Annotated in this window: 35 protein-coding genes and 2 pseudogenes; 27 read left to right on the forward strand and 10 right to left on the reverse strand. The window is 47.0% G+C overall.

The window, feature by feature from the left end; translation table 11 throughout:
- Positions 1 to 196: 196 nt before the first annotated feature.
- From RS881_RS36855 to RS881_RS36910, 12 genes and pseudogenes are all read left to right on the forward strand, one after another.
- A complete protein-coding gene (locus RS881_RS36855) occupies positions 197 to 580 on the forward strand; it encodes a class I SAM-dependent methyltransferase (RefSeq protein WP_315815337.1) in 384 nt (127 codons plus the stop codon).
- Between the two features lie 101 nt (positions 581 to 681).
- Positions 682 to 945: a hypothetical protein gene (locus RS881_RS36860; RefSeq protein ID WP_315815338.1), complete on the forward strand. Its 264-nt coding sequence runs from the start codon at positions 682 to 684 to the stop codon at positions 943 to 945.
- A gap of 174 nt (positions 946 to 1,119) precedes the next feature.
- Positions 1,120 to 1,335: a hypothetical protein gene (locus RS881_RS61865; protein WP_425476304.1), complete on the forward strand. Its 216-nt coding sequence runs from the start codon at positions 1,120 to 1,122 to the stop codon at positions 1,333 to 1,335.
- Positions 1,280 to 2,008, forward strand: a pseudogene (locus RS881_RS36865) (transposase); the annotation flags it as partial. The gene RS881_RS61865 and the pseudogene RS881_RS36865, both read left to right, overlap by 56 nt.
- A gap of 294 nt (positions 2,009 to 2,302) precedes the next feature.
- Positions 2,303 to 2,839, forward strand: coding sequence for a hypothetical protein (locus RS881_RS36870; RefSeq protein ID WP_315815339.1), 537 nt, complete (start codon positions 2,303 to 2,305; stop codon positions 2,837 to 2,839).
- A 19-nt stretch (positions 2,840 to 2,858) separates the two neighbouring features.
- Positions 2,859 to 3,113 (forward strand): helix-turn-helix domain-containing protein, encoded by a 255-nt coding sequence (locus RS881_RS36875; protein WP_315815340.1) that lies wholly within the window; start codon positions 2,859 to 2,861, stop codon positions 3,111 to 3,113.
- Positions 3,114 to 3,165: 52 nt separating this feature from the next.
- The gene (locus tag RS881_RS36880) at positions 3,166 to 3,693 is read left to right on the forward strand and encodes a carboxypeptidase-like regulatory domain-containing protein (protein WP_315815341.1); all 528 of its coding nucleotides are present in this window, start codon (positions 3,166 to 3,168) and stop codon (positions 3,691 to 3,693) included.
- Positions 3,693 to 3,992: a hypothetical protein gene (locus RS881_RS36885; protein WP_350340283.1), complete on the forward strand. Its 300-nt coding sequence runs from the start codon at positions 3,693 to 3,695 to the stop codon at positions 3,990 to 3,992. Before RS881_RS36880 ends, RS881_RS36885 begins: the two co-directional genes overlap by 1 nt.
- Positions 3,943 to 4,302 (forward strand): hypothetical protein, encoded by a 360-nt coding sequence (locus RS881_RS36890; protein ID WP_315815343.1) that lies wholly within the window; start codon positions 3,943 to 3,945, stop codon positions 4,300 to 4,302. Before RS881_RS36885 ends, RS881_RS36890 begins: the two co-directional genes overlap by 50 nt.
- Positions 4,287 to 5,569 (forward strand): annotated as a pseudogene (locus RS881_RS36900) (TonB-dependent receptor domain-containing protein). The gene RS881_RS36890 and the pseudogene RS881_RS36900 overlap by 16 nt, the downstream one beginning before the upstream one ends.
- Before the next feature lie 255 nt (positions 5,570 to 5,824).
- Complete coding sequence (locus RS881_RS36905) at positions 5,825 to 7,141, forward strand: alpha/beta fold hydrolase (protein WP_315815345.1); 1,317 nt, start codon at positions 5,825 to 5,827, stop codon at positions 7,139 to 7,141.
- Entirely contained in the window at positions 7,123 to 7,266 is a 144-nt protein-coding gene (locus tag RS881_RS36910; protein WP_315815346.1) for a hypothetical protein, read from the forward strand. Before RS881_RS36905 ends, RS881_RS36910 begins: the two co-directional genes overlap by 19 nt.
- A gap of 31 nt (positions 7,267 to 7,297) precedes the next feature.
- Here RS881_RS36910 and RS881_RS36915 read toward each other — a convergent pair whose 3' ends face one another.
- The 5 genes from RS881_RS36915 to RS881_RS36935 all read right to left on the reverse strand — a co-directional run bounded on the left by RS881_RS36915 (position 7,298) and on the right by RS881_RS36935 (position 8,933).
- Positions 7,298 to 7,561, reverse strand: coding sequence for a hypothetical protein (locus tag RS881_RS36915; RefSeq protein ID WP_315815347.1), 264 nt, complete (start codon positions 7,559 to 7,561; stop codon positions 7,298 to 7,300).
- 17 nt (positions 7,562 to 7,578) lie between these two features.
- Positions 7,579 to 7,800: a hypothetical protein gene (locus tag RS881_RS36920; protein ID WP_315815348.1), complete on the reverse strand. Its 222-nt coding sequence runs from the start codon at positions 7,798 to 7,800 to the stop codon at positions 7,579 to 7,581.
- 23 nt (positions 7,801 to 7,823) lie between these two features.
- Positions 7,824 to 8,120 (reverse strand): hypothetical protein, encoded by a 297-nt coding sequence (locus tag RS881_RS36925; protein WP_315815349.1) that lies wholly within the window; start codon positions 8,118 to 8,120, stop codon positions 7,824 to 7,826.
- Positions 8,121 to 8,641: 521 nt separating this feature from the next.
- Positions 8,642 to 8,842 (reverse strand): hypothetical protein, encoded by a 201-nt coding sequence (locus RS881_RS36930; protein ID WP_315815350.1) that lies wholly within the window; start codon positions 8,840 to 8,842, stop codon positions 8,642 to 8,644.
- Positions 8,832 to 8,933 (reverse strand): tetratricopeptide repeat protein, encoded by a 102-nt coding sequence (locus tag RS881_RS36935; RefSeq protein ID WP_315815351.1) that lies wholly within the window; start codon positions 8,931 to 8,933, stop codon positions 8,832 to 8,834. Before RS881_RS36935 ends, RS881_RS36930 begins: the two co-directional genes overlap by 11 nt.
- Positions 8,934 to 9,276: 343 nt before the next feature.
- Between RS881_RS36935 and RS881_RS36940 the strand changes: the two genes are divergently transcribed.
- From RS881_RS36940 to RS881_RS36955, 4 genes are read left to right on the forward strand one after another with little or no spacing between them, the layout of a single operon-like run.
- On the forward strand, positions 9,277 to 9,723 hold the full coding sequence (locus RS881_RS36940; protein ID WP_315815352.1) for a carboxypeptidase-like regulatory domain-containing protein: 447 nt from the start codon (positions 9,277 to 9,279) through the stop codon (positions 9,721 to 9,723).
- Positions 9,720 to 9,923, forward strand: coding sequence for a hypothetical protein (locus RS881_RS36945; RefSeq protein ID WP_315815353.1), 204 nt, complete (start codon positions 9,720 to 9,722; stop codon positions 9,921 to 9,923). The genes RS881_RS36940 and RS881_RS36945 overlap by 4 nt, the downstream gene beginning before the upstream one ends.
- 38 nt (positions 9,924 to 9,961) lie before the next feature.
- A complete protein-coding gene (locus tag RS881_RS36950; protein ID WP_315815354.1) occupies positions 9,962 to 11,227 on the forward strand; it encodes a TonB-dependent siderophore receptor in 1,266 nt (421 codons plus the stop codon).
- Between the two features lie 8 nt (positions 11,228 to 11,235).
- Positions 11,236 to 11,670, forward strand: coding sequence for a TonB-dependent receptor domain-containing protein (locus RS881_RS36955; protein ID WP_315824720.1), 435 nt, complete (start codon positions 11,236 to 11,238; stop codon positions 11,668 to 11,670).
- 243 nt (positions 11,671 to 11,913) lie between these two features.
- On the opposite strand, the gene RS881_RS36960 is transcribed toward RS881_RS36955, so the two are convergent.
- The 5 genes from RS881_RS36960 to RS881_RS36980 all read right to left on the reverse strand — a co-directional run bounded on the left by RS881_RS36960 (position 11,914) and on the right by RS881_RS36980 (position 15,129).
- Positions 11,914 to 12,681: a DUF4932 domain-containing protein gene (locus tag RS881_RS36960; protein ID WP_315815355.1), complete on the reverse strand. Its 768-nt coding sequence runs from the start codon at positions 12,679 to 12,681 to the stop codon at positions 11,914 to 11,916.
- Positions 12,682 to 12,842: 161 nt separating this feature from the next.
- Positions 12,843 to 13,166 carry a hypothetical protein gene (locus RS881_RS36965; protein WP_315815356.1) on the reverse strand — a complete coding sequence of 108 codons (324 nt, stop codon included), beginning with the start codon at positions 13,164 to 13,166 and terminating at the stop codon, positions 12,843 to 12,845.
- A 53-nt stretch (positions 13,167 to 13,219) separates the two neighbouring features.
- Positions 13,220 to 14,296, reverse strand: a complete 1,077-nt coding sequence (locus RS881_RS36970; protein ID WP_315815357.1) for a helix-turn-helix domain-containing protein — start codon at positions 14,294 to 14,296, stop codon at positions 13,220 to 13,222.
- Between the two features lie 27 nt (positions 14,297 to 14,323).
- Positions 14,324 to 14,572, reverse strand: coding sequence for a hypothetical protein (locus RS881_RS36975; RefSeq protein WP_315815358.1), 249 nt, complete (start codon positions 14,570 to 14,572; stop codon positions 14,324 to 14,326).
- Complete coding sequence (locus RS881_RS36980; protein ID WP_315815359.1) at positions 14,560 to 15,129, reverse strand: class I SAM-dependent methyltransferase; 570 nt, start codon at positions 15,127 to 15,129, stop codon at positions 14,560 to 14,562. The genes RS881_RS36975 and RS881_RS36980 overlap by 13 nt, the downstream gene beginning before the upstream one ends.
- A 373-nt stretch (positions 15,130 to 15,502) precedes the next feature.
- On the opposite strand from RS881_RS36980, the gene rbp reads away from it, so the two are divergent.
- The 11 genes from rbp to RS881_RS37035 all read left to right on the forward strand — a co-directional run bounded on the left by rbp (position 15,503) and on the right by RS881_RS37035 (position 23,376).
- Entirely contained in the window at positions 15,503 to 15,808 is a 306-nt protein-coding gene (rbp, locus tag RS881_RS36985; protein ID WP_315815360.1) for an RNA-binding regulator, read from the forward strand.
- A 98-nt stretch (positions 15,809 to 15,906) separates the two neighbouring features.
- Positions 15,907 to 16,194 carry a hypothetical protein gene (locus RS881_RS36990; protein WP_315815361.1) on the forward strand — a complete coding sequence of 96 codons (288 nt, stop codon included), beginning with the start codon at positions 15,907 to 15,909 and terminating at the stop codon, positions 16,192 to 16,194.
- Positions 16,195 to 16,213: 19 nt separating this feature from the next.
- Positions 16,214 to 16,303 carry a hypothetical protein gene (locus tag RS881_RS36995; RefSeq protein ID WP_315824721.1) on the forward strand — a complete coding sequence of 30 codons (90 nt, stop codon included), beginning with the start codon at positions 16,214 to 16,216 and terminating at the stop codon, positions 16,301 to 16,303.
- Positions 16,304 to 16,556: 253 nt separating this feature from the next.
- A complete protein-coding gene (locus tag RS881_RS37000; protein ID WP_315815362.1) occupies positions 16,557 to 17,276 on the forward strand; it encodes an SDR family NAD(P)-dependent oxidoreductase in 720 nt (239 codons plus the stop codon).
- Positions 17,277 to 17,366: 90 nt separating this feature from the next.
- Complete coding sequence (locus tag RS881_RS37005) at positions 17,367 to 18,338, forward strand: bestrophin family protein (protein ID WP_315824722.1); 972 nt, start codon at positions 17,367 to 17,369, stop codon at positions 18,336 to 18,338.
- 123 nt (positions 18,339 to 18,461) lie between these two features.
- Positions 18,462 to 19,424 carry an AraC family transcriptional regulator gene (locus tag RS881_RS37010; RefSeq protein WP_315815363.1) on the forward strand — a complete coding sequence of 321 codons (963 nt, stop codon included), beginning with the start codon at positions 18,462 to 18,464 and terminating at the stop codon, positions 19,422 to 19,424.
- On the forward strand, positions 19,396 to 19,737 hold the full coding sequence (locus tag RS881_RS37015) for an HlyD family secretion protein (RefSeq protein ID WP_315815364.1): 342 nt from the start codon (positions 19,396 to 19,398) through the stop codon (positions 19,735 to 19,737). Before RS881_RS37010 ends, RS881_RS37015 begins: the two co-directional genes overlap by 29 nt.
- Complete coding sequence (locus tag RS881_RS37020) at positions 19,719 to 20,069, forward strand: hypothetical protein (protein WP_315815365.1); 351 nt, start codon at positions 19,719 to 19,721, stop codon at positions 20,067 to 20,069. Before RS881_RS37015 ends, RS881_RS37020 begins: the two co-directional genes overlap by 19 nt.
- 119 nt (positions 20,070 to 20,188) lie before the next feature.
- A complete protein-coding gene (locus RS881_RS37025) occupies positions 20,189 to 20,440 on the forward strand; it encodes an HlyD family secretion protein (RefSeq protein ID WP_484557641.1) in 252 nt (83 codons plus the stop codon).
- 30 nt (positions 20,441 to 20,470) lie between these two features.
- On the forward strand, positions 20,471 to 21,250 hold the full coding sequence (locus RS881_RS37030; protein ID WP_315815366.1) for an MFS transporter: 780 nt from the start codon (positions 20,471 to 20,473) through the stop codon (positions 21,248 to 21,250).
- A gap of 53 nt (positions 21,251 to 21,303) precedes the next feature.
- The gene (locus tag RS881_RS37035) at positions 21,304 to 23,376 is read left to right on the forward strand and encodes an MFS transporter (RefSeq protein ID WP_350340284.1); all 2,073 of its coding nucleotides are present in this window, start codon (positions 21,304 to 21,306) and stop codon (positions 23,374 to 23,376) included.
- The last annotated feature ends 98 nt before the right edge of the window (positions 23,377 to 23,474 follow it).

The raw sequence follows: 23,474 nt of genomic DNA on the forward strand, positions 1-23,474 counted from the left end.
TAGCTTGAATTGAATATTATTTACTTTTGCTGCTCTCACTCACTAGCTCTCTTAGTATCTCCGGTTAGTTGCATAATAAAAGAATTTCAGGCTATCGCTGCGTTCCTCTATTCATGGATGATCTACAACAATAGCTTTCGGACTGGAAAAACCGGTCTGCCATTAATCAAACGCTATACTACCAAAATCTTAATCTATGAAAATGCCAATCGTTGATCGAGGGAAATGGGATGAACTCGCTTATGGTCGAAAAAAATGGGAAAACTTTATTGCTACTTTTCTTGCGCCGGTGAGCTCGGCCATTATTGAATCACTGTATCTCCAGCAGCATTTTTCAGTATTGGATGTTGCTACCGGAACAGGAGAGCCCGGACTGACAGCCGCGGGTTACCTTCTCACAGGAAAAGTAACAGGCATCGATATCTCGGAAACGATGCTGGAAATAGCATATTCCAACGCACGGAAAAAGGCTATTCCCAATTTTAAAACCGTTTGTTGTGATGTAACTAACATGCCTTTCACCGATGGTCACTTTGATGCAGCGATGTGCAGGAATGGCGTATCTTTTTCCCAGACTTAGGAGCCGGGCTTCGAGAGATTTGCCGGGTTGTGAAACCGGGTGGGCGGATTGCCTTATCTACATGGAACTTACTGGAAAAGAATCTCTGGATTAAAATAGTATTGGATGCCATCCGGGATGTCACCAAACGGCGACCATATAATTACCATGTTCCGGGCATGTTTTATGGTATGCAGGCTGGCTTTATGTCCGACTGGCTTGAAGAAGTGCAGCTGTGCCAGGTAGAAGAGAGAGAGCTTACCGGCATTGTCGCGTTTGATTCGATGGACGAATATTGGGATTACGTGACTTCCGTTAGCGCCGCAGTGACGGATGCATTGAAAAAGTGGATGATGGTGTGCGAAATGAAACCTACAACCTGGTGAAGGAAAGATGTAAAACACATATAGTCAACGACAAATTATACTTCCAGTGGACTTCGCGGATCTCTACTGGAACGAAGTCTTATTTAGAGTCTGTCCATTAAGTCATAAAATTTTGATTAGTAATTAGTTGAGTTGATCTTTGAAAAGATATTTTTGCAATTTTGTGTCATGCGCATGAAATTATTTGAACCCTTGCAATTGAAGTTTCAGCAAGCTGACTGGGCCAACAATCCGGAATTTGGATTGATGGATACCATCCTTGATCATCACCCGGGGTTGTTGAATTATGTGGCAGAAGATATTACGGAAGGCAACAAATGCAGTGATTTTGGCAGACAAGCGGGCAGACCTATTCAAAAAGCAATTGAATATTTTCACCAAAAGCATTAACCAGGTAGCCAATGCAGTAAAAAAGTCAAGCTTTAGTTTTAGAGGAATGTGCATCGAACTATCCCTGGAACAATTGCTGCCCGTAATGGAGCATGTATATAGTATTGCTGAGCCTAAAGAGCTTATGGGCTTGAAAGTACCGAATGAAGAGAAAATATTTTCAATCTATGAGCAGCATACAGATATCATTGTTAAAGGTCAGCGGGAAGCTGCATTTGGTCATAAGATCAATCTGGTGACAAGTAAAAGCAATCTGATTGTAAGCTGCGAAGTGTTAAGGGGCAACCCATCAGATAAATCGCTGTACGCGGGAACCATTGATAAAATTAAGAAGACATATGGGGTCGTTCCCCGTGATATTGTAACCGATGGTGGCTACGCTTCTAAAGATAACCTGAAGTATGCAGAGAAAAAGGGTATTGTGAATATTGTATTCAATAAGATAGTAGGCAGTCTTCAAAATAAAGTAAGCAGTAAGAACCGGGCAACCAGATTAAAGAAATGGAGAAGCGGCATAGAAGCCAATATCTCCAACATAAAAAGAGGGTTTGGATTGTTCCGTTGTAATTGGAAAGGATTTGAACATTTTGAGGCCAAAGTAATGTGGAGCGTTATTGGGTATAACATACGGGTAATGACGGCGGCCATGCTGTCTTTACTAAAAACAGCCTGATACCGCCTACTTATAAAGCAGTACAGGGAAAGGCATGTCCTGGAGTAAAAGAAAATGGTAAAAAACGCTTATCATGCCTCAAAAAAATGCTAAACCCTGAAAATACCTGAAAAAGTCATTTAAAATAATATCCATAATGTCTACATTATTTATAGACTGTTTGGTTAGACAATAGAAATTGAGACTTTATGGACAGACACTATTTAATAATATACACTCGAAATTACAGCCCCCGGCAAAGAAGTTTCTGCCTTATCTTGTGCAACAATCCTGGTTTGGCTACATCCTTATTGTATGGTAGAGATCTTCGATAATATCCGTAAACTGTATCGCTTTGAGCGCCCCTGTCCGGAGCTCCTACCCCATATTGAATTCTTTTCTGAAACAGCGCCCGAAGCCATGTATCATTATATAGGCGAAGCCCCTTTCACCGTAAAAATGTTTCCCAGCTTTACCCCCACCATTTGGATTAACCTGGGCGCCCCTTATCAGTTAAAGCATGGTTCAAATCTACAGCTGGTCGATCAACATACAGATGTACTGGTATTGCGCAGTGACATTGTCGAAAGACGCAACTTACCTTCCGATAATATCTTCACCATCAAATTCAATCCCGGTGGTTTTGAAGCCTGCTTTGGCTTCTCCCAACAACAAATAGGCCACGAGGTGATCAACGTTAACCAGCTGATTCCGGATACTTTACTGCAGAAAATAAAAAGAATGGATGGCTTCGATGACCGCATTCAGGCAATAGAAACCTTCCTCCTGGATAAATTAGGCCGGCAAAAAAAAGCAAGGTCATTACCTCCTCACCGTTCAGCACATCATTGAAACTTTTACCGGCGCTGGTATGCAACTCAACCTCCAGCAACTGGCCAGCCGCCACCACCTCACGGAAAAAACCCTGTACCGCTGGTTCACACAGGCCATTGGCACCAATCCCAAACATTACTTTGCTACCCTCCGGGCCCGCACCGCCCTCACAGCTTACCTCCACAACAAAACGCAGTTTGAATGCTTGACCTACGGTTATTACGACCTTAGCCATTTCTATAAAGAGGTGGTTAAATTTACCGGCCGCAAAATCACCCAAGCCAGGCAGTAAAATCTAGCCAGTTTAGAATTTCTTTGAAATCGGGTTGTACCTATGCCCCATTATGTTGAAGAAAATAACCCTGTTATTACCCATACTGGTATTCCTGTTTGCAGCAAGTCAGGCCCAAACCGTAAAAGTTACCCTGTCGGGTATTTTGCGCGATGGCAACAACAAAAGCCTGTTGCCCTATGTCAATATTGCGCTTAAGCATGCAAATGACAGTAGCCTGGTAGCCGGCACCATCGCCGGAGAACAGGGGCGCTTCGTGATCGAAGGCATCCCCAGCGGAAATTATATAATATCCTATTCTTATATAGGTTACCAGCCCAAAAATCAACCCCTGCTCGTGGGGCAACTGAACAATTTCCTCGACCTGGGCATTATCGAGCTGGCGCCCGATGCACAATCGCTTACGGAGGTAACGGTAACCGGCAGGCAGGAGCCCATAGCAGCGAAAATGGACAAGAAAACTTTCACACTGGCCAACAACCTTACCCAATCAGGCGGCTCAGTACTGGAAGCCATGAAAAACCTGCCGGGTATTACCACACAGGATGGTAAAGTGCAGTTGCGGGGAGCGACAAGGTGATGATCCTGGTAGATGGTAAACAAACCGCCTTGACCGGCTTTGGCACTCAGAGCGCGCTCGATAATATACCCGCATCGGCCATTGATCGCATAGAGATCATCAATAATCCTTCCGCCAAGTTTGATGCCAATGGCAATGCCGGCATCATCAATATCATCTATAAAAAAGAGAAAAAGAAGGATTCAATGGCAAACTGGGATTGGCTGGCGGACTGGGCGCCTTGTGGAGAAAAAGACAACTTCCCTACCATTGGCGCTCAATACCAGGGTACTCAAAGATCAACCCCTCCATCTCCCTGAACTACCGGAAAAAGAAGATCAATTTGTTTTCCAGGGCGATGACCTCTACACAAAAACACTGAATAAGAATGAATTTGTAGACCGCTTTTACGACAATGGCGATACAGTAAAACAGCAAACAAGAAGAAACCGGACCACCAATATTGTAACCCTGCGATCGGGTGTCGATTGGTTCCGCGATGCCAATAATACCTTCACCGTTTCCGGTTTGTTCAGCAGCGAAAGATCCTCGACCGTGGCGAAGAACCTTTCTTTAGTGCTAATTTTAAAGACCGCTATCGCCTCTGGCAGTTCCTGGAAGATGAATTAAAAACCACTGTAACCGCCACCGCAGCCTGGCAGCATAAATTTGCCCGGCCTGGACGATCACTCAATGCCAACTTCAACTATACTTTTCACCGCGAAGATGAAAAGTATTTCTTCACCAATATAATGCCCACCTTCACCGGGCTCGATTCGTTTAAACTGATCTCAGATGAACATGTGGCCGATCTCAATATTGATTATGTACAGCCCTTGCGCTATGGCCGTTTTGAAACAGGCTTGAAGTTCCGTCGTAGATCTATCCCCACCAACATGCATTTTAAGCCCGGTCTAAACTCACCACTGGATGTGAATGCCGGCGGCAAAGCCGACTATAGCGAGACCATTCCGCCGTGTATGGCAATTACGTAGTAGAAAATAAACAATTTGAACTGGAAGCCGGTTTACGGGTAGAATATGTGCACGTAGAATACGATGTTAATCCCAACCACCCGGTATACAAGAGCGACCGCTATTCTTATTTCCAACCCTTTGGTAACCTGCGCCTGGCCTATAAAATAAACGAGACCAACAGGCTGACCTTCTTTTACAACCGCCGGGTTGACAGACCCAATGAAGTAGACATCCGTATCTTCCCCAAATACGATGATGCCGGGATCATTAAAGTGGGCAACCCCGCCCTCCGCCCACAGTTCACCAATACTTTTGAGTTGGGGTATCGCACCAGTTGGCACCAGGGATACTTTTTCTCCTCCGCCTACCACAAACGTATGAAGGCTACCATTACCCGTATTGGCAGCGTAGTACCAGGCAGTAACCTCATCTACAATATTTTTCAAAATGCCGGCAATAGCTCCAGTTCGGGCGTGGAACTCATGATCTCACAAAACCTTACGCCTGCTCTTACCATGAGCCTCAACGCCAATGGCTATAAAAATATCATAGACGCATTTACCGTAGTGAACAAATACCCGGTAGAGAATACCTTCCATGCAGACCGGGAAGATATTCTATCAGGCAATATCAAACTCAATGCCCAATGGCGCTTACCCCGCCAGCTGGAGATTCAGTTATTGGCCGTGTACCATGCCCCGGACTTAGTGCCACAGGGAAAAACCTTTGCCCGTTTCTCCATTGATGGCGGTATTAAAAAGACCATTCAGAAAGGCAAAGGAGAATTGTTCCTGAATGCCACCGATATAGCCAATACCCTCAATACGAAAAAGGAGATCAAGGGCAATGGCTTCCGCTATATCAGTACCGACTATTACGAAACCCAGGTATTCCGCATCGGATATGGTTTTAAATTTTAGATCGAAACCGATCTTCTTCAGTCGCCAGCGGCTGGCTGGTGGTGCCGATTTCAAAGCCTCCGGCTTTGTTGTCTTTCACTCGCTCGCCTCTGGCGAGTGAGGTGATTTTGTAGCCTCCGGCTACAGACCCAGACAGCTATCTAAAGGGCCCGTCGAAACCGACTTAAGGCGGGCTCACCCTACCGCTCCCAGATTGTCCGATTTTTACCTTTCTTGCTACTGCGCAGGTACTTAATTTGCATCAAATTAAGCGCCATGAAAACCGTATACCTCTTGTTAGGTATCCTCTGTACAGCAGGGAGTCCCATTTTTGCCCAGGGATACACACCCAGGATCGAAACCGGCGCTTGCCAGATCAAAATAGCGGCTGGTTTAATAGCCCGCTGTGGCTACCTGGTGGTGCCCGAAAACCGCCAACAGCCTAAGGGCCGCACCATTAAAATACCCTTTGTATTCGTTCGCCAGCCCGGTATGGACTCCGTCAAAAACGTATTCCTTACCACTACAGGCGGCCCCGGCTACAGCACCATTGCCAATTTCGACAGCCTGCGATACAATTCAGACTTCTTTCAATTTGGCCCCTTCATTGCCTTCGATCAGCGCGGCACCAAACGATCACAACCCTGCCTCGATTGTCCCGAAGTAGGAGAAGCCTACAAACGCGCCTACAGAGAAAACCTATCGAAGGACAGTCTCGAATTAATGGCCGTAAAACAGTGCCGCCAGCGCCTGGCTGCTCAGGGAATTGACCTCTCCGCCTACAACACCATCGAAAGCGCCGCCGATATCAACGACCTGCGCAAGGCGTTAAAGCTCGATTCACTCAACGTATTTGGGATTTCCTATAGCGGCGGCCTGATGCTTACCGTAGCCCGCAACCACCCCGAAGCCGTGAAAGCGCTCGTATTGAACAGCCCTTTGCCCAGTTTTGTGAACTATGAAGAACATGCCCTGTTCAATCACAATGAAGCCCTCGACCAGGTATTTAGCAATTGCGAGGCCGACTCTACCCATGATGCCCGCTATACCGATCTAAGACAGCGTTTCCATCAATATTTTACCGCTCTGGCAGGCAGGTCACTCTCCATTCGCTATGCCGAACCCGGTAAGCAGGATAGTTTCACCATCCATTATTCAAAAAACGAGTTGACCGATGCCGTGATCGACCACATGAACAATGCCCAGTTAAAAACAGTGCCCTTTATAATGAATGAGATCATCAATGGCAACCATGCACCCTACGTACGGGAGCAATTGAATGGCATTTTTACTGGCAATCCTGGTCTGTCGCAGGGTATGCGGTACAGTGTTTATTGCTCGGAGCAAATCGCGTACAGCGATGAAGCACTTATCAAAAAACAGGATGCCATCCTACCCTGGCTGGCAGGTCATCCCTTCAACAATGTAAACCATCCGATTTGTGCTTGCTGGAATGTAAAACGGGAACCGCCCATCGTCAAAACGCCTGTATATTCCAAAGTGCCGGTCCTGATAGCAGGGGGAGATGCAGATCCCTGGTGCCGGCCTTTTATAACCGCCTCATCAAACGCACCATGCCCAATGCACAGATAATAACCGTGCGCAACAATACCCATGGCGCCCGGCTAGCAGTGAAAGGCGTAGACTTTCTCAAAATGTTCATCGCCCATCCTTATAAAAAACTGGTATCACCCATACCAGAAGTAACCGTAGAGTAAACTGTAAGTCCCGGCTGGGTCCCAGCCGGGCTTATTGTACACCCAGCTTGGTATCAACCCAGTCGCGCCACCACTTTTTATCATATTTATTGCGCTTATAAGGCTGCTTTAACCTATCCTTACGTTTCACAAACGTATCCTCGGCTGCTTTGGCTGGCACTACATACCGGTGATTCCTGTTTTCCCATGCCTGGCAATTCAAACTGTTCCACTCCCCCAGGTGGGTCATATAATCATTTACATTGTTAAGTATATGAGCAATATGTCCTTGCTCATGCGCAATGACCCTGCCCACATCAAGGCCTGGTTTATTCAGGCACACAAAAAAGCATCATTCAGGAGGATGGAGTCCACAACACAAAAAAACTGTTTATACGCGTTATGATAATCCCAATAGGTTGCTCCGGGAATAAGACAAATATCTTTCCTACCGATATACACATAAATTACCTGTCCTTTGCTGTCCTTTAATTCGCTCAACGCTTTATACCCTACAGGGTCATTGTTCCTGTATTCCAGGATATCCTCTTCCACACAACGCCACCGTTCATGTACTTTTAAATAAAGGTTCTTTGCTTTTTAATTTGATCGGATGCCTTTTCCAGAATATTAGTATACAATCCGCGCCGCCTTAGGCTGTCCTTGGACAAATCCTGGTGTGGATCAGCCACACTATCATAGTATCTTTTCGCATCGACACAAGCCTGCCATTTTTGTTTCAGCTCCTTGTCATGCGCATTCAGGATTGTTCCACCCGAATGCAAGTCTACGTTATCAACAACAGGGCCGTCTTGTGCCAATACAATTACCGGCAAGCTCATGATCAGCACGAGCATAGGAATAAGGTTTCGCATAAGCAAGGCTTATGGGGTTTATTACTTAAAAACAGTACACAGTCATAACCAATAACCGTTCAATTGGTCAGCAATACATCATTGTGGTAAACAAAGGCAGGTAAATAGAGAGAAGCAATACAACATTAAATACTATTCTAAAGAAAGTCAAGCGGGGAATCACTGTAATTTATTAAATACTACCATTCGCATTAACAGGTATCTATCGGTACACGACATTTATCAATAAAGCTCAATTCCTTTGACAATTATTAATAAAAAGCAGGAAGCCTTCACACTTCCTGCTTTATCAATTACAACCACGCCAACTCGCGGTATTCGTTTAATTCATATAATCCGTGGTCCTCCGATTCATGCCATTCAGCTCGCAGCTAGAAGCTGGAAGCTCGTAACTTGCATTCCTAATACAACGCACAAGACTTGATCAATCCATTCGCCATCGTGATCTTTTTTACATCTCCATCTTCTTTGATCTCTACAAATTTCTCCAGTCTTTTGAACGCGCAACCGTATAATCCTGGTCATAATAATAATTCGTTGTTGTACGCACAGGGGCCATGCTGAGAAACAGTTGAACCCGTATATATCCTGGACGTTTTCGCCTGGTTAAAACTATGGATGATCTGAATAAAATACTTACCTGGTTTCAGCCCTTCAAACACAAACCGGCCATCCCTGTCTGCATAGGCCTGAATGCGGTATTGATTGGCTTCAGTCGACATTAAGGTAAGCATCTGGATTTTTGTCGTACAGTTCAATGGATTTGGTATAATTGGTAATGGCCTGGTTATACTGTTGCCGGATAAAGTACACATGACCGCGGTTACCTGCTTACCAGTATCATCAGCTACCTGTTTTCAGGAATACATTCTCTTGTCATTAGCTCTTCCCACTCTCCCGAACCTTCGGCTTCCGGACTTCCCGTCTTCCCGTCTCCCCGACTTCCCGACTTTCCGACTTCCCCGTCTTCCGGACTTTTCCGTCTTCCGGACTTTTCCGTCTTCCGGACTTTTCCGTCTTCCCGACTTCCCCACTTCCCGTCTTCCCGACTTTTCCGATTGCTCAAAATTCCCATTTGCGTAACCACAATTTCCCGCTTGATAAGTTCCCCGCCTGCTCCGTATTCTAATTTGCGGCCTGAAATATATTGTACAATATGCATTTAAAACACTACACTGCTTTAGTACTCGCCTGTTTGTGTTCCCTGTTGGCTATGCCAGTATGGGCGCAGCAGGCCACAGGGTCGGTAAAGGGCCATATCACTACCAATGACGACCGTCCCGCAGCCTGGGTCACCATTCAATTAAAAGGCTATAAAAAAACGGCCTCTACTGATGAAAAGGGGCATTTTACCCTGAAAAACATCAAACCCGGCACCTACGAGCTGGAGGCCAGCCTCATAGGTTATATAAGCGCTGTTAAAAGCGTTACCGTGGAAGAAAATAAGACCAGTACCGTCGATCTCACCATGAGTGTATCCAATCAGCAATTACAGGAAGTGATCATCAGAAGCAGCAAGGGTATGTACAATGCCAGACAGGGTTCTGCCTCACTCCGGTTAAATGAACCGCTGTTGGAAGCCCCCAGAACATACAAGTTGTGACCGCTGCCAACCTGGCCGATCAGCAAATTATCAGTATGAGTGATGGTGTGATCCGCAATATCAGCGGCGCCGTGCGCATGGAACACTGGGGTGATCTATATGCCAATATCCACATGCGCGGTTCCCAAATACAGGCTTTCCGCAATGGCTTCAATGTAGTAAGCTCTTTTGGGGCCCGCTCACAGAAGATGCCAGCATAGTAGACCATATCGAATTTGTAAAAGGTCCGGCAGGTTTCATGCTGGCCAATGGCGACCCAAGCGGTTTGTACAATGTGGTGACCAAAAAACCAACCGGGCAAACCAGAGGTGAAGCAACTTTTACTGTAGGCAGCTTCGACATGTACCGCACAACACTCGATCTCGATGGCAAGTTGAGCAAAGATGGCAGACTCCTTTATCGCCTCAACCTCGCTGCACAGAACAAAAAATCATTCCGCGATTTTGAATTCAATAACCGGTATACATTTGCACCCGTCCTCTCTTACCAGGTGGATGAAAGAACAAAACTTACCGTTGAATACAACCTGCAAAGCGCCCGGATGTCCGACGTGGGTTCTTATTACGTATTCAGCCCTGCCGGTTATGCCAGCTTGCCACGCAATTTCACAGCCATGCCGCCTGGCCTTGATCCTACAAAGATCAATGACCACAGCCTGACCGTTAACCTACAACACCAGTTAAATGATGATTGGAAGCTGACTGCCCAAGCCGCTTATTATAACTACCAGCAGAAAGGCTCCAGCATGTGGCCAGCCTCAGTAAACCCCGATGGTAAAATGATCAGAAGCGTAGGCGTCTGGGATGCAAAGAGTGTAATGACATTGGGCCAGGTATTTGTAAACGGTAACGTTACTACCGGTTTAATACAACACCGCATACTGGCAGGACTGGACATGGGTACCAAGGAATATTTTGCCGATTGGTCACAATCACACCCATTGGATTCTGCCGGCGCTGAATTTGACCCCGCCAACCCTTTCTATGGCGTTCCGGTAAACGGATTTCCCATTTGGGACCGCAGCCTCAGCATTGAAGCCAGATCGGCAAAAGCAGGCGGCGATATCAACCAGAAGTATGCTGGCTTGTATGTTTCCGATGAACTGGGCTTCTTCGATAATACCGTAAGGCTTACCCTGGCAGGCCGCTATACATTTGTAAAACAATCCTCCTTTGGCGGCGCATCTGAAGAAGCCAAACGCGTTACACCCCGTATTGGATTGAGTGTATCGGTAGACAGAAATACCTCAGTATACGCATTGTACGATGAAGCATTTGTACCACAAAGTGGCCGGATGAGGAATGGCGGTAAAATACAACCCATCACCGGCGGAAACGTAGAATTTGGTATCAAGCGGGATTGGTTCAACGGACGTTGGAATACCACAGCCTCTATTTACCGCATTATCAAGAACAATGAACTGATAGCAGATCCCCAGGATCCCACGTCCGGGTTCAGTGTGGAGATAGGACAAAAAAGGCCGAAGGGTTTGAATTCGATGTAAGAGGTACGATCCTCAAAGGATTAAACATCGTGGCCAACTATGCTTATACCGATGGTAAGTTTACTGAAGTAGCAGCCGGCGGTAAGTATAAAGTAGGCGACCTGGTACCTGGCTTCTCCAAACACACCGCCAATAGCTGGCTCAACTATAAAATATCCAATGGCATACTGAAAGGTGCCGGTATTTCAGCCGGCTTTACCTGGCTGATAGACCGGGCTACCTCGGATTGGAGTGAAACGCCTAACAGGCAGGAATTACCCGATTATTTCAAACTGGATGGTGGTTTGTTCTGGGAAAAAGACAAGATCAGGCTCACCTTCAATGTATTCAATATCCTGGATGAGAACCTGTACAGCGGCAGTTATTATGACTGGCTCAAAGCCTATTACTGGCAATCCGAACCACCCAGGAATGTGCGGTTTGGCATCAGTTATAAATTTTAATTGATCACCATTATACCTTGTTTGTGTATTGAACAACCGCAACCTCGCATGCACATTGGCAATAAGCAGTCTGCACTATGAGCAAAACCCAAAAGCCCGCCCCGGTATTCAAGGGCGGGCTTTTTATAAACATACATAATACACAGTCCTTGATCTTAGGGCGGCTCACCAAGGGCGGCTCACCCTCTAAGGACGGCTCACCAAGGGTGGGTCGCCCTCTCAGGGTCACCCTCTTCAACGATCTTACTTACCGGCAACCGCTATCGCCCGCAACTTTTCCATGGCCTTTGTTACCGCTTCCAGGTAAGACATCCAGGGTGCGCGGTCGTACTTTTCCAATTCTGCAATGACCAGGGGCAGGTATACAAAGCGGCGTTCTTCCGTATAATATTTATGCAACCGGCCGGCAGCCGCCATATTACCCAGCTTACGGGCTATCACCACTTCCCCTGCCCGTACAAAATATTCATACAAACAACTGTTCCAGGTATTGTATCCCTGATTATCCATTGCTTCTTTTACCGGCTCATACAGGATAGCTGTTTCCTTTACCAGCATTGGCGGAATGAGTGCCACCACGGGATTGGAAAAAGGATGTCCAAACTCATGAGTACTCAGCTCCCGGATATGATCAGCATCCGCAAATCCCATATTCAGGGAACCGGTATCCTTGAATTGCTGTATGGCAAACGGACCAAAAAGGTTCATGATCCTTGTTTTACCTCCGGCACTATAATTGACCCCAAAGGCCATCCCGGTAGGAATGGTAAGGCTGGGCAATAACGTATACTCATCAAATTGCTTCCGGTGAAATTGTTCCATGGTCTTGATGAGCCGCGCATCGGGTAATACAGATTGTATCTCCTGCAAGGCTTTTTTGTAAAGAGGCGCACTTTCCCTGAAATAGGCATCAAAATCCACCGCCTGGTACAAGCGGTTGGCAGCAGCCACAAATTCAAACACCTCCTTCACCGAGGCTGCACTGTCGCCAGGCCGGATAAAAGGCTTCAAAAAAACGCATCCTTCTCCCGACTGATCGCAGCATGAGGAAATTCAGGAAGATGAATGAGCAGCAAAGCAAGATGATTGCCGTCGTGTTGTTCTCCAAAGCGGGCCACTGTCAATAGGTCAGCATCGTTGGCAAAGGACTTGTATTTTTATACAGCATCAGGTCATAGGCAAACCAATCGCGTTTTTAGTACCATTTGGCATCTTTGCTTCTTCCCGGTCAGCATCACTGGCCATTGTACCCACAAAAAAGCAAATCCCAGTAATTCAATGTTCTTATAAAACCTTACCCCTATTTCCTTCCCCTGACTTTTGTTGCTGAACAATTGTCCGTTGGCCAGGCTACTGGTCAGCAGGCAAACCAGCAACAGGGCAGCTATTTTTGAAAAAAGCATGCCTGCTTTGTGAAATACAAGCCAGCGGAGCGGGCAATGAGCACTGATACTTTCATACAATTCTTTTAATTGCAAAGAAAGCAGTCCCGTCACTCAAATGCTTACCAGGTGCGGGTGTACAAGTCCAATGATCGGCTTATTGGACCTTATTGCCTGAAATACTGGGAGGGCGATTTGCCCGTGTGCGTCTTAAACACCTGGTTAAAGGACGATTTGGAGCTGAAGCCCGATTCCAGCGCAAGGGCCAGCAGCGTCTTATGACGTTCTCCAGGATCTTTGATCTTACGGATCACTTCCTGTACCCGCCAACTATTGATGAACTGGTGGAAATTGTTAGCATGATAAGTATTGATAAGATAAGACAGATACCGTACCGGCAGATCCAATTCGCCGGCCAGTTCTTCCAACGTAAGTTTTGACCGTTTATATAATCCAGCCTGTTCTAAACACCCTTGTAGCCGGTCTAATTCAGTTTGGTCATGGTAGCCTGAAAATGCCTGCTGAACGGGCAATTTGCTTTTTATCACCCTGGCAACCTCAAATAAGGACGATTGGGCATACGAAAGGAAACTTAAGGTAAACAACACCAGAACCAGGACCAATTCAACCGCTGGAAATACCGGTAACTGTAAAACGGCATCCCCAATCCATAAAAGCGATAATACACATAACAAAATATAGATCGCTAAGAACCTGGCAGGATGTAAGGCAGGAAAAGAAGCTGCAGAACCACCTTGCCGGGCCTGGGCAAGCAGTAACCGTCCGCCTGCTATTAATACGCCTGCCATCCACAATGCCGGCGCAATTTCTGTAGCCAGCCACCAGCCCGTTTGGCTGAGCAGGTTTACTCTTGCCCCGGTATATTGATTGTAAACGTACAGCGTCGATTCGGTTAATACCTCCACCAGCGCAGGCAAATAAAACAACCAATGTTTTGACCGGAATTGAAAAGACCGTGTAGTATTAAGCCGGATGAAAAACCAGCAGGAGGGCGGTATCAACAGGAATGATTCAAATAACCAGAATGGAAAAGCATGAGGCGAATGGTGATAGCCCGACTGCATGCCCCACACATTAAGCACCACCAGCGAAAGTACCAGCAATAGCAGCCCCAGGAAAAAGCGGGAACGGTGTTTTTGTTCACCCGGCAATAACATCGCTATACTCAAAAAGATGCCCTGCCCTCCTGCCAGCAATAAGGCACTTGTTTGCCAACTATCCATGACTAAAAGAATTGCCCTAAATGTAGATCACTGTTTTTGCAGTACAAAACTATAATAGATCAGGGCATTTGTTTGCAGGTCTTTGTGAATACGTGACCCCTTGGTACCGGCAAATTGGCTGAAGGCGGGACGCATCCATCCCTTAATATGTTTCTTGATCCGCTTTTGCTTTATATCGTCCTCTTTTTCAATAGCATGGATTACATTATGGGTGATATTCTCTTCCGATACCAGCTGCAGGCCACTACCTTCCAGTTGCCCTTTCAGTTTTTCCATACCTTCGGGTCCACGAAGGTCGGTACATAAAAAGATGCCCCCGGTTTCAACACCCTTTTTACTTCCGACAGAAAACGGGGCACCGATCCATAGGCATGTGAACTTTCTACATTGATCACCACATCATAACTTTCATTGGCAAAGGGCAGCTTTTCTGCATCGCCTTGCATAAAATCAAGGTTACTTTCCTGGTGCCGTTCTTTCGCCAGCCGGACAGCATTTTTGGCAATATCCATTCCGGTTATCCTGGCCGGGTATAAATAGCGGCTGATATAACTGGCTCCTCCACCACGGCCACTGCCTACTTCCAAGACATGCTTGTCTTTAATGGACGTTTTTTGTGCCAGGAAATGATACAATTGTATGGGGTAACGGTTGATCTCATCATGTGGCAGCAAGGTCAATGAAACATGTTCGGCTCCCGGGGCGTACCCATAATTCATAAAATGCCAGTCATTAATTTTAAAATACCGGGCAAGACCTTCATATACAGGTTTCCAGATCATTCTTCTAAAGGCTGGGTATTCTGTTAAAGACAAAAATGCTTTAGCTACCATACGATATTATTTTAGTTAAGAATGCCAGTGATGTATAAAGAATGTGGGTTAGCCGGACCATCTACGGAGAAAGCAATGATACACAAGGTGTCACCTGGTCAATTCCGGCATTGCTGCGTTTGATTGGTCAGGTAAGATAACTAATAAAACCCATTATTCCACCAATAAGCAGTTCCCCAATAATTTATAAAAGGTTAAAAATCACCTATAAGGCCCTCAATTCAAATAAAAGGTGACCATTTGGATAAATAAACCTAACTTTGGAACATTCGTTTGAGCCTTGCATCCAGTATTGTCATAATCTGCTCTTTAGCTGCGTTTTTTATCCTTTACTTCTTGCCTTACTCAGATTTTATTATTTAAAATTTTATACATGAACATCTATGTTGCGAACCTCGCTTTTACTGTCCGGGATGAGGAATTGAAGAATTTATTTACGCCTTTGGGACAGGTTAGTGCCGCTAAAGTGATCAATGACAGAGAAACCGGACGCTCTAAAGGTTTTGGTTTTGTAGAAATGGAAGACGACAATGCAGCCCGTGAAGCCATTAGCCAACTGGATCAATCAAGCATTGATGGCAGACAGATAAAAGTATCAGAAGCCAAGCCCAAACCAGAAAAATCGTTCAACAATAGTCCTTTTAAAAACGACTCTAATTTCGGCAAACGTAAGTGGTAATATTAAACTCAGGTCCGTGGTAACTCACGGACCCTATACACTCAACAATTTGATTCTAAACAACAATCCTGTTTAACAGGAATCACTAAATTTATAATATGGCAAGATCCCAGGAAACATTTAACAAAAGAGAAAGAGAAAAACAGCGCATCAAGAAACAGCAGGACAAGCAGGAGAAAATGAAGGAGCGCAAAAGCAACAAAGACAAAGGCAATAGCCTGGAAAACATGATGGCTTACCTGGATGAAAATGGCAACTTAACCACTACCCCGCCCAATCCCGCCAAAAACGAACTTTTGCCCAGGAAGATATCCAGATCAGCGTTCCCAAGCAGGAAGATCGTGCACAAGACGAACCCAGAACTGGAGTCGTTAGTTTTTCAATGACAGTAAAGGATTTGGGTTTATCAACGACAGCCAAACCGGCGAACGGATCTTTGTACACGTGAACAATTTATCCGGCCCCATCAAGGAAAAAAGACACTGTGACCTTTGAAGTGGAAAGAAGCCCCAAAGGCTATGTAGCCGTGCAAGTGCAAGTTATCAAACAAGGTTAATTAATTACTACCTCAAAATACAGCAGGCATTCCTCCCGGCATGCCTGCCAGGTTTTTTTATGCCCAATGATCCGGCCTATTGCTTGGGCAGTTGAAGCAGCTAAAACACCTCTTCAGCTATAGCTGTCATTTTTGATGGCCTATCTGCCTATACTTGTGCATTCGATCGTAAACCTCAACATTATTTCCTGTATGAAAAGAATTGCACTGGTAACCGGCGCCAGCCGTGGCCTTGGCTGGGAACTAACCAATCAACTGACCGCCAAAAACCATTTTGTATTAATGGGTGTGCGCAATGCGCAGCAAGCCGTTCCTGCCTGGGAAAAACTACCCTGCAAACAATCGGCACAAACCCTCGTTATCGACATGGCCAATCCCCTCTCCTTCCCCTGGGTTTATGAACATATAGAACGCACGTATGGTAAACTCGATGTACTGATAAACAACGCGGGCGTCATGCTGGATGGTGAATTAATGAACAATTCAACAGCCTCCATCCTGCCAGAAACCCTGAAGCAAACTTTTGACATTAATTTCTTTGGCATTGTGGAATTAACCAATTGCCTGATTCCCCTGCTGCTGAAAAGCGCCGCCCCTTCCATTATCAATATCAGCAGCAATATGGGTTCCCTCCATCTGCAGGCTACACAACCCGGTATGCCCAAAACCTTTGCTTACAATACGAGTAAAGCGGCCTTGAATTCTTATACCCTACACCTGGCCAGTTTGCTCAACGATACCAATATCAAGGTCAATGCCATTCATCCTGGCTGGGTAAAAACCGATATGGGTGGTCCCGCTGCACCGCTTACTCCAGCTCAAGCCGTAGCCCCCATTATTGAATTGATCGAACAAGGCGATCAGGCGCCCTCTGGCAAGTTTTTACACAATGGACAAGAAGTGAACTGGTAACGGCATGGCATCTACTTGCAGGCAAAACCTTATTTTTAAGCCTTTAAACAATAAGTTATGCATGCAGGCCAAAGATACTCCTTGCCAGAGATGCTGTTATGGACACGCGGTGATATTGTGCTCATGGCCGTTCTATCCTCCATACCCGTAGTCATTTCCAAAATAACAGGCTGGACCTGGCTCGGCATTCCCTGGATACCCATTGCCCTGGTTGGCACTGCCGCCGCCTTTATTGTAGGCTTCCGCAATACACAAACCTATAATCGCCTATGGGAAGCCAGGCAGATCTATGGCTCCATTGTAAACAATAGCCGCTCCTGGGGCATGATGGTACGCGACCTGGTGGGCAGCAGCAATAACAGGCAGCTGACCCCAATACGCCGGCAATTAGTAATGCGCCATATTGGTTGGTTAACCGCCCTGCGTTTCCAGTTAAGAGAACAACGCACCTGGGAAACCAGCCGCAGTAAACCTTCCAATAAACGATATGCACTCAAGTTCAGCATCGACGAATGGGACAAGGACCTGGCCTCCTGCCTGCAACCCTACCTATCTGCCGAAGACCTGGCTTACGTATTGAGTAAGAAAAACCGGGCTACCCACCTGATAGCCCTCCAATCAAAAGAACTGAAAGTATTGAAGGAAGCAGGTCAAATCGATCCCTTGGACTATGTAGAACTGGTAAACCTGCTCACGGTATTATACGACCAGCAGGGAAGATGTGAGCGGATCAAAAACTTTCCCTATCCCCGTCAATTTGCTACCATTAGCCAAATGCTTACGCGGTTATTTGTATGCCTGGTACCTTTTGGCATGCTCAATGAATTTCAAAAACTAGGCGATCTCATGACCTGGGTAGCCATTCCACTGGCCACCCTGATTGGCTGGGTATTTCTCACCATGGAACGCATTGGCGAGAATACGGAAAATCCTTTTGAAGGGGGCGCCAATGATGTGCCCATTACTGCCTTATCGAGAACCATCGAGATCGACCTGCTGGAAATGCTCGATGAACCAGTTATACCGCCTGCCATTCAACCCAAAAACATGATCCTGACCTAGGCTATGCAGCAACAGTTGTATCCTGCCAATGAGCCCCACTACCGCGAATAGTCCAGTGTATTCCGCGATTGCTCCATCCTTTTACCGTCGCCAGGGTGTACCTTGCTGATGCTTTCTACTTGAATGAAACACAAGCCGCCGATCCCAGTATACCATTTGCACGAACGCACCAATAGGAGCTTTCAACTGCTCTCATTAGATCGATATCCCGACATCTCGCATTGGGACCAGGCACACCGCGATGATAACTATTTGCTGCTGTTTCAGCAATCCGGCTCCAGTATCGTCATGGTCGATTTCCAGGAGATCACCATTGCAGGCTGCGCCATCTATTGCATCCTTCCAGGCCAGGTGCATTACGGCGTTTCTACAGGCAATACCACTGCGTGGGTATTGGCATTGGATCCAACCTGCATCAAAGAAGTTTTTCGCACTGTATTGGCCAGCTTCGCCATTATGAACAAGGCAGTGCCGCTGCCACCTTCAAAAGGTGAATTATTCAGCCAAAGCTTTTCACTGCTCAAGCAATTGGATGAACAATCCGAAATGACTATAGAAAACCAGCCGGTTTTTTCCATGCTCGAAGTATGCATTGGTTTGTTTGTAGCTGCCTGCCAGGGCGATAGGAGCCTCATAGCGCCATCGGCGCTCCGACCCCAGCTCATCACCAGGCAGTTCAGGACCCTGTTGCTATTGAACTTCCGCGACATGAAGAGCCCCGCTGAATATGCAGCTGCACTCAACATATCACCCTCCTACCTCAATGAAGTGGTGAAAGACACCACAGGCCATCCCGTTAGCTACTGGATACACCAGGAAATTATGCTCGAAGCCAAGCGAATGCTCTTTTATACCAACAGCACCGTTAAAGAGATATCCCACCTGCTAGGATATGCGGACACCACTTATTTTATCCGCCTTTTCAGTAAGATCGCCGGCATGCCTCCCTCCAATTCCGGAGCAATTACCGCAAATAGTCCAGACCTTCCCCGGGATGCTTCATTGACTCGCCCTACCTGCCTTCCGACCTTTGTCTTATTCAAAACAAGACAAAAAAATGGAAGAAAAAGCACCCAAAAACAATAAGAAGAAGCTGCTGATCGGCGCTCTGCTTATAATCGGTATCCTGGTATATGCCGTCAACGCCTACCTGAACGGCCGCGTATATGAAACTACCGATAACGCCCAGCTCGACGGCGACCTGCTACCCGTCAGGGCCGGCATCAGCGGTTATGTCGCTTCAATCCGTTTTAAGGACAACCAGGAGATCAAGTGCGGCGATACCCTCATCGTATTTGATACGGCTGAATTAAAAGCGGAAGTAGAAAGAATAAGTGCCGAACTGGAAAATGCTCGACTGAATGTGGCCGTTTCAGGGGTATGGCACAGGCCAGTTTAGAAAATGCCCAGGCCGCCGTCTTTGAGTTAGCGTCCGGCAACCAGGCTATACAGTCCGCCAAAGCTACCTATGATCAGGCCGTGACCGATCTTAACCGGGCCCAGCAATTACTGGCTATCAAAGCCATTACCCAAACAGCTTATGAGCAGTTGCAAACACAGTCAGAGATAGCAAAGGCAGCATACTTAAGAGCCAAAACCCTACAGCTATCTTCTACCAGCAGTTCGACGGGATTAAAGACGCGGGCGCAGACGGACGATAAACAGGTGGCGGTTGCACAAAACGTCATCCTGCAGAAAAAGCCGAACTCGACGCAGCCACAGCCCGCCTGAAACATGCATTCATCATCGCCCCGTTTGAAGGCATCGTCACCCGACGCAATGTACAGACCGGCCAATACATCACCGCAGGACAAGCCCTGTGCGCGGTCATCAATCACCGGGACCTTTGGATAACAGCCAACTTTAAAGAAACGCAGATGAACAAGATCAAACCCGGCCAGCAAGTAGCGATCTCCGTTGATGCTTTCGAAAACATCCAACTCACCGGCACGATCGATTCGTATGGCGGCGCAACCGGCGCCCGCTTTGCACTGGTTCCTCCTGACAATGCTACTGGCAACTTTATTAAGATCGCACAACGATTCCCAGTTCGCATCAAACTGGACAACTACTCCGGAAACGCCCCCTGTATCCCGGTCTAAGTGCATTTGTAAAAGTAAAAGTGAACTGACATGACAGCAGAAACAATCTATCCAACCGGCGCAGCCAAATGGATCCTCGTGCTTACCTGCGTGTCCTGTGCCGTCATGGAATTGATCGACAGTACTATTGTAAACGTATCCCTGCGGGAGATCAGCGGCAATATCGGCGCTACGGTAACGGAGATCGGCTGGGTTTCTACAGCCTATGGCATCGGCAACGTGATCATCATTCCCTTGTCGGGCATGCTGGCTAACCTCTTCGGCAGGCGATTGTACTTCACCTGTTCCGTCATCATCTTCACCATCACCTCTCTTTTTGCAGTCTTTCCAACAGTTTATGGACACTCGTGCTATGGCGTTTTATACAGGGTATGGCCGGAGGCGGCCTGTTGTCAACAGCCATGTCCATCGTGCTGGTGCCTTCCCGCCCGAACAGGCAAAGACCGGTTTTTTGATCTTTGCCCTGGGCATCATGATCGGGCCGGTATTCGGCCCCGTACTGGGGGATTTATTACGGATACACTTTCCTGGCACTGGATCTTTTTCGTCAACGTTCCCATCGGTATCATCGCTGGGTTTTTATCCTGGATCTACGTTACCGACCTGGCAGACGCTGTGAAGCCGCCCCGGATCGATTGGGCCGGGATCCTATTCATTGCTTTGGCCCTGGGCTCACTGCAATACGTATTGGAGGAAGGATCGATACACGACTGGTTTGACAGCGCCGAGATTCGCGCCTTTTTCTGGATCTCCATCCTATCCTTTATTGCTTTTGTCTGGCGCGAACTAACCACCCCCATCCGGCCGTAGACCTCCGCCTGTACAAGAACTTCAATCTGATATTGGGCAATATTATTGGTTTGATGTACGGCATCATGGCCAATGGCACACTGTTCATATTCCCTTTGCTGGCACAGGTAAGCCTGGGCTGGACTGCCACACAAACCGGGGCATTTCTGATCTCCGGTGGATTGGTAGGCGCCATCTCCATGATCGTGGTTAAAAAGGCATTTCCGGCAACCAGCCCAAAAGTGTTGATGACCACCGGTCTGGTATTGGTCATCATCTCCCTCATACCAATGGGACTCGTTTCGCCGGATGCCTCCAAAGACCAGTTCTTCTGGCCATTCATCATCCGCAATATCGGCGTGGCTTTTGTCGCCCCCAACATGATGAGCATTGCCGTAGGTACCTTGCGCGGCAGAGATCTCGCCCAGGCCACCGGTCTTTCCACCATGACCCGGCAATTAGGAGGCGCCATCGGTGTAGCCCTCATCAGCATTTACACCACCAATAATATGGCCTTTGTACGCAGTAACCTGGTTGGCCATGTTACTGAATACAATACAGCAACGCAGGAAAGAGCAGCCATGCTCACCCAAACCTTTGCCAGTGCAGGTTATGCAACCGATGAGGCAGCCAGGGCGGCCCACCAGGTGCTGGACAAAAGCATTATCAGCCAGCAAACCTTACTCAGTTACAACCACGGCTTCATTGCCTTTGCTTTCCTCTTTGTACTGTGCATACCTGTTATCCTGCTTATTAAAACACCCAAAGCCAAAAAGAAGCGGTGGCACAGGCACATTAAACTAAACATTACAATGAAAAGAATAATTGCGCTCCTATTTAACATCATAGCGGTAGTGGTTAGCCAGGCTCAAACCGCCACCAACACCCTTACCATATCGCTTAACGAAGCCATACAGATCGGTTTGAAAAACAGGTTTGATATCAAAGCCAACCAATATAACATCAATATCGCCGAGACCCGGATCAGGCAGGCACGAAACAATTGGTGGGCGGAGCTAAGCGGCGACGGACAAATCAAGTATAGCCCGCAACTGCAAAATTCAGTAATACCGGGAGGGGTGCTTCCGGGCTTTGAACAGACTACCCTGGTACCGCTGATCGTAAAGAACGAAACGGTATTGGGTCTCAACCTCAGCCAGCCCATTTACAACGCCAACCTGATCAATGACAGCAAACTCGCGAAAAACCAGCTTGCCCTGCAGCAGGAAAAGAACCGCGCTGCCGAGATTGAGATCATGCTCACCATTAGCCAGGCCTATCTCAATGCCGGGTTACGTGGGTTGCAGAAAAGAGTGGCGGGCGACATGGCAAAGCGGAACAAAGAATACGAAGCCATTGCGGAAGGCATGGTTAGAAACGGAACGCTGATCGAGAACCATTACCTGCGGGCCAAATTAGACCGGGAAAATGCCGATCAGCTACAGCAGCAGGCCGGGCAGAACTATGCACTTACCTTACTACAACTACTGTACCAGCTCAACTTGCCGGACAATACAACCCTGCAACTGAGCGATTCCCTGGGCCTTGCAACACAAGACCAGCTCACTGATGATCAAATGACTGGCCAACGTACCGAAATACGCCAGTTGGAAATCATGCAGGAGGAAAATAAGCTGAACCTGAAGAAGTACCAGCAGACCACCCTGCCATCAGTTTCGGTAGGCGCCAATTATTCCCAGCAATTCCTGTCCAATGATTTCAATTACGGAAAAGGGAGGTGGTGGAGCCCATTCAGTTATTTCACACTGAACATCCATATTCCGATCTCTGCGCATGTCAAGAATAAGGCAGTGATGGCTGAATACCGGCAAAAGATCAGCCAGCATGAATTAATGCTGCTGCAAAAGAAGGCGGACATCAACTACGAGGTACAGCAGGCACGTACCACACTCGCCAATGCGGTCCTCAATATGAAGAGTGCCAGGAGCAGCTATGAGCTATCCAAAACCATCCTCCAAAATCAGCAGCAACAGTACCGCCTGGGCGCATTTGACTACACCGCCTTATTGGATACAGAGAAAAGCGTCAGCACCACCGAGCGCAACTACATTCAAAACGTTTATGAACTGATACTGGCGCAAATTCAGTTGCAAAAGGCCACCAACCATTTTAACACCAATCAATAACTTATGCCTAATGTACCTAAATGGGTTGCCGACCAGATGGAGAATTTATTGTCCTCCAAATACCTTGACGTTGAGGTGATCGAAACGATCCGGTACAG

Source organism: Paraflavitalea speifideaquila, assembly GCF_032395985.1.
In the GTDB taxonomy this organism is placed as follows: domain Bacteria; phylum Bacteroidota; class Bacteroidia; order Chitinophagales; family Chitinophagaceae; genus Paraflavitalea; species Paraflavitalea speifideaquila.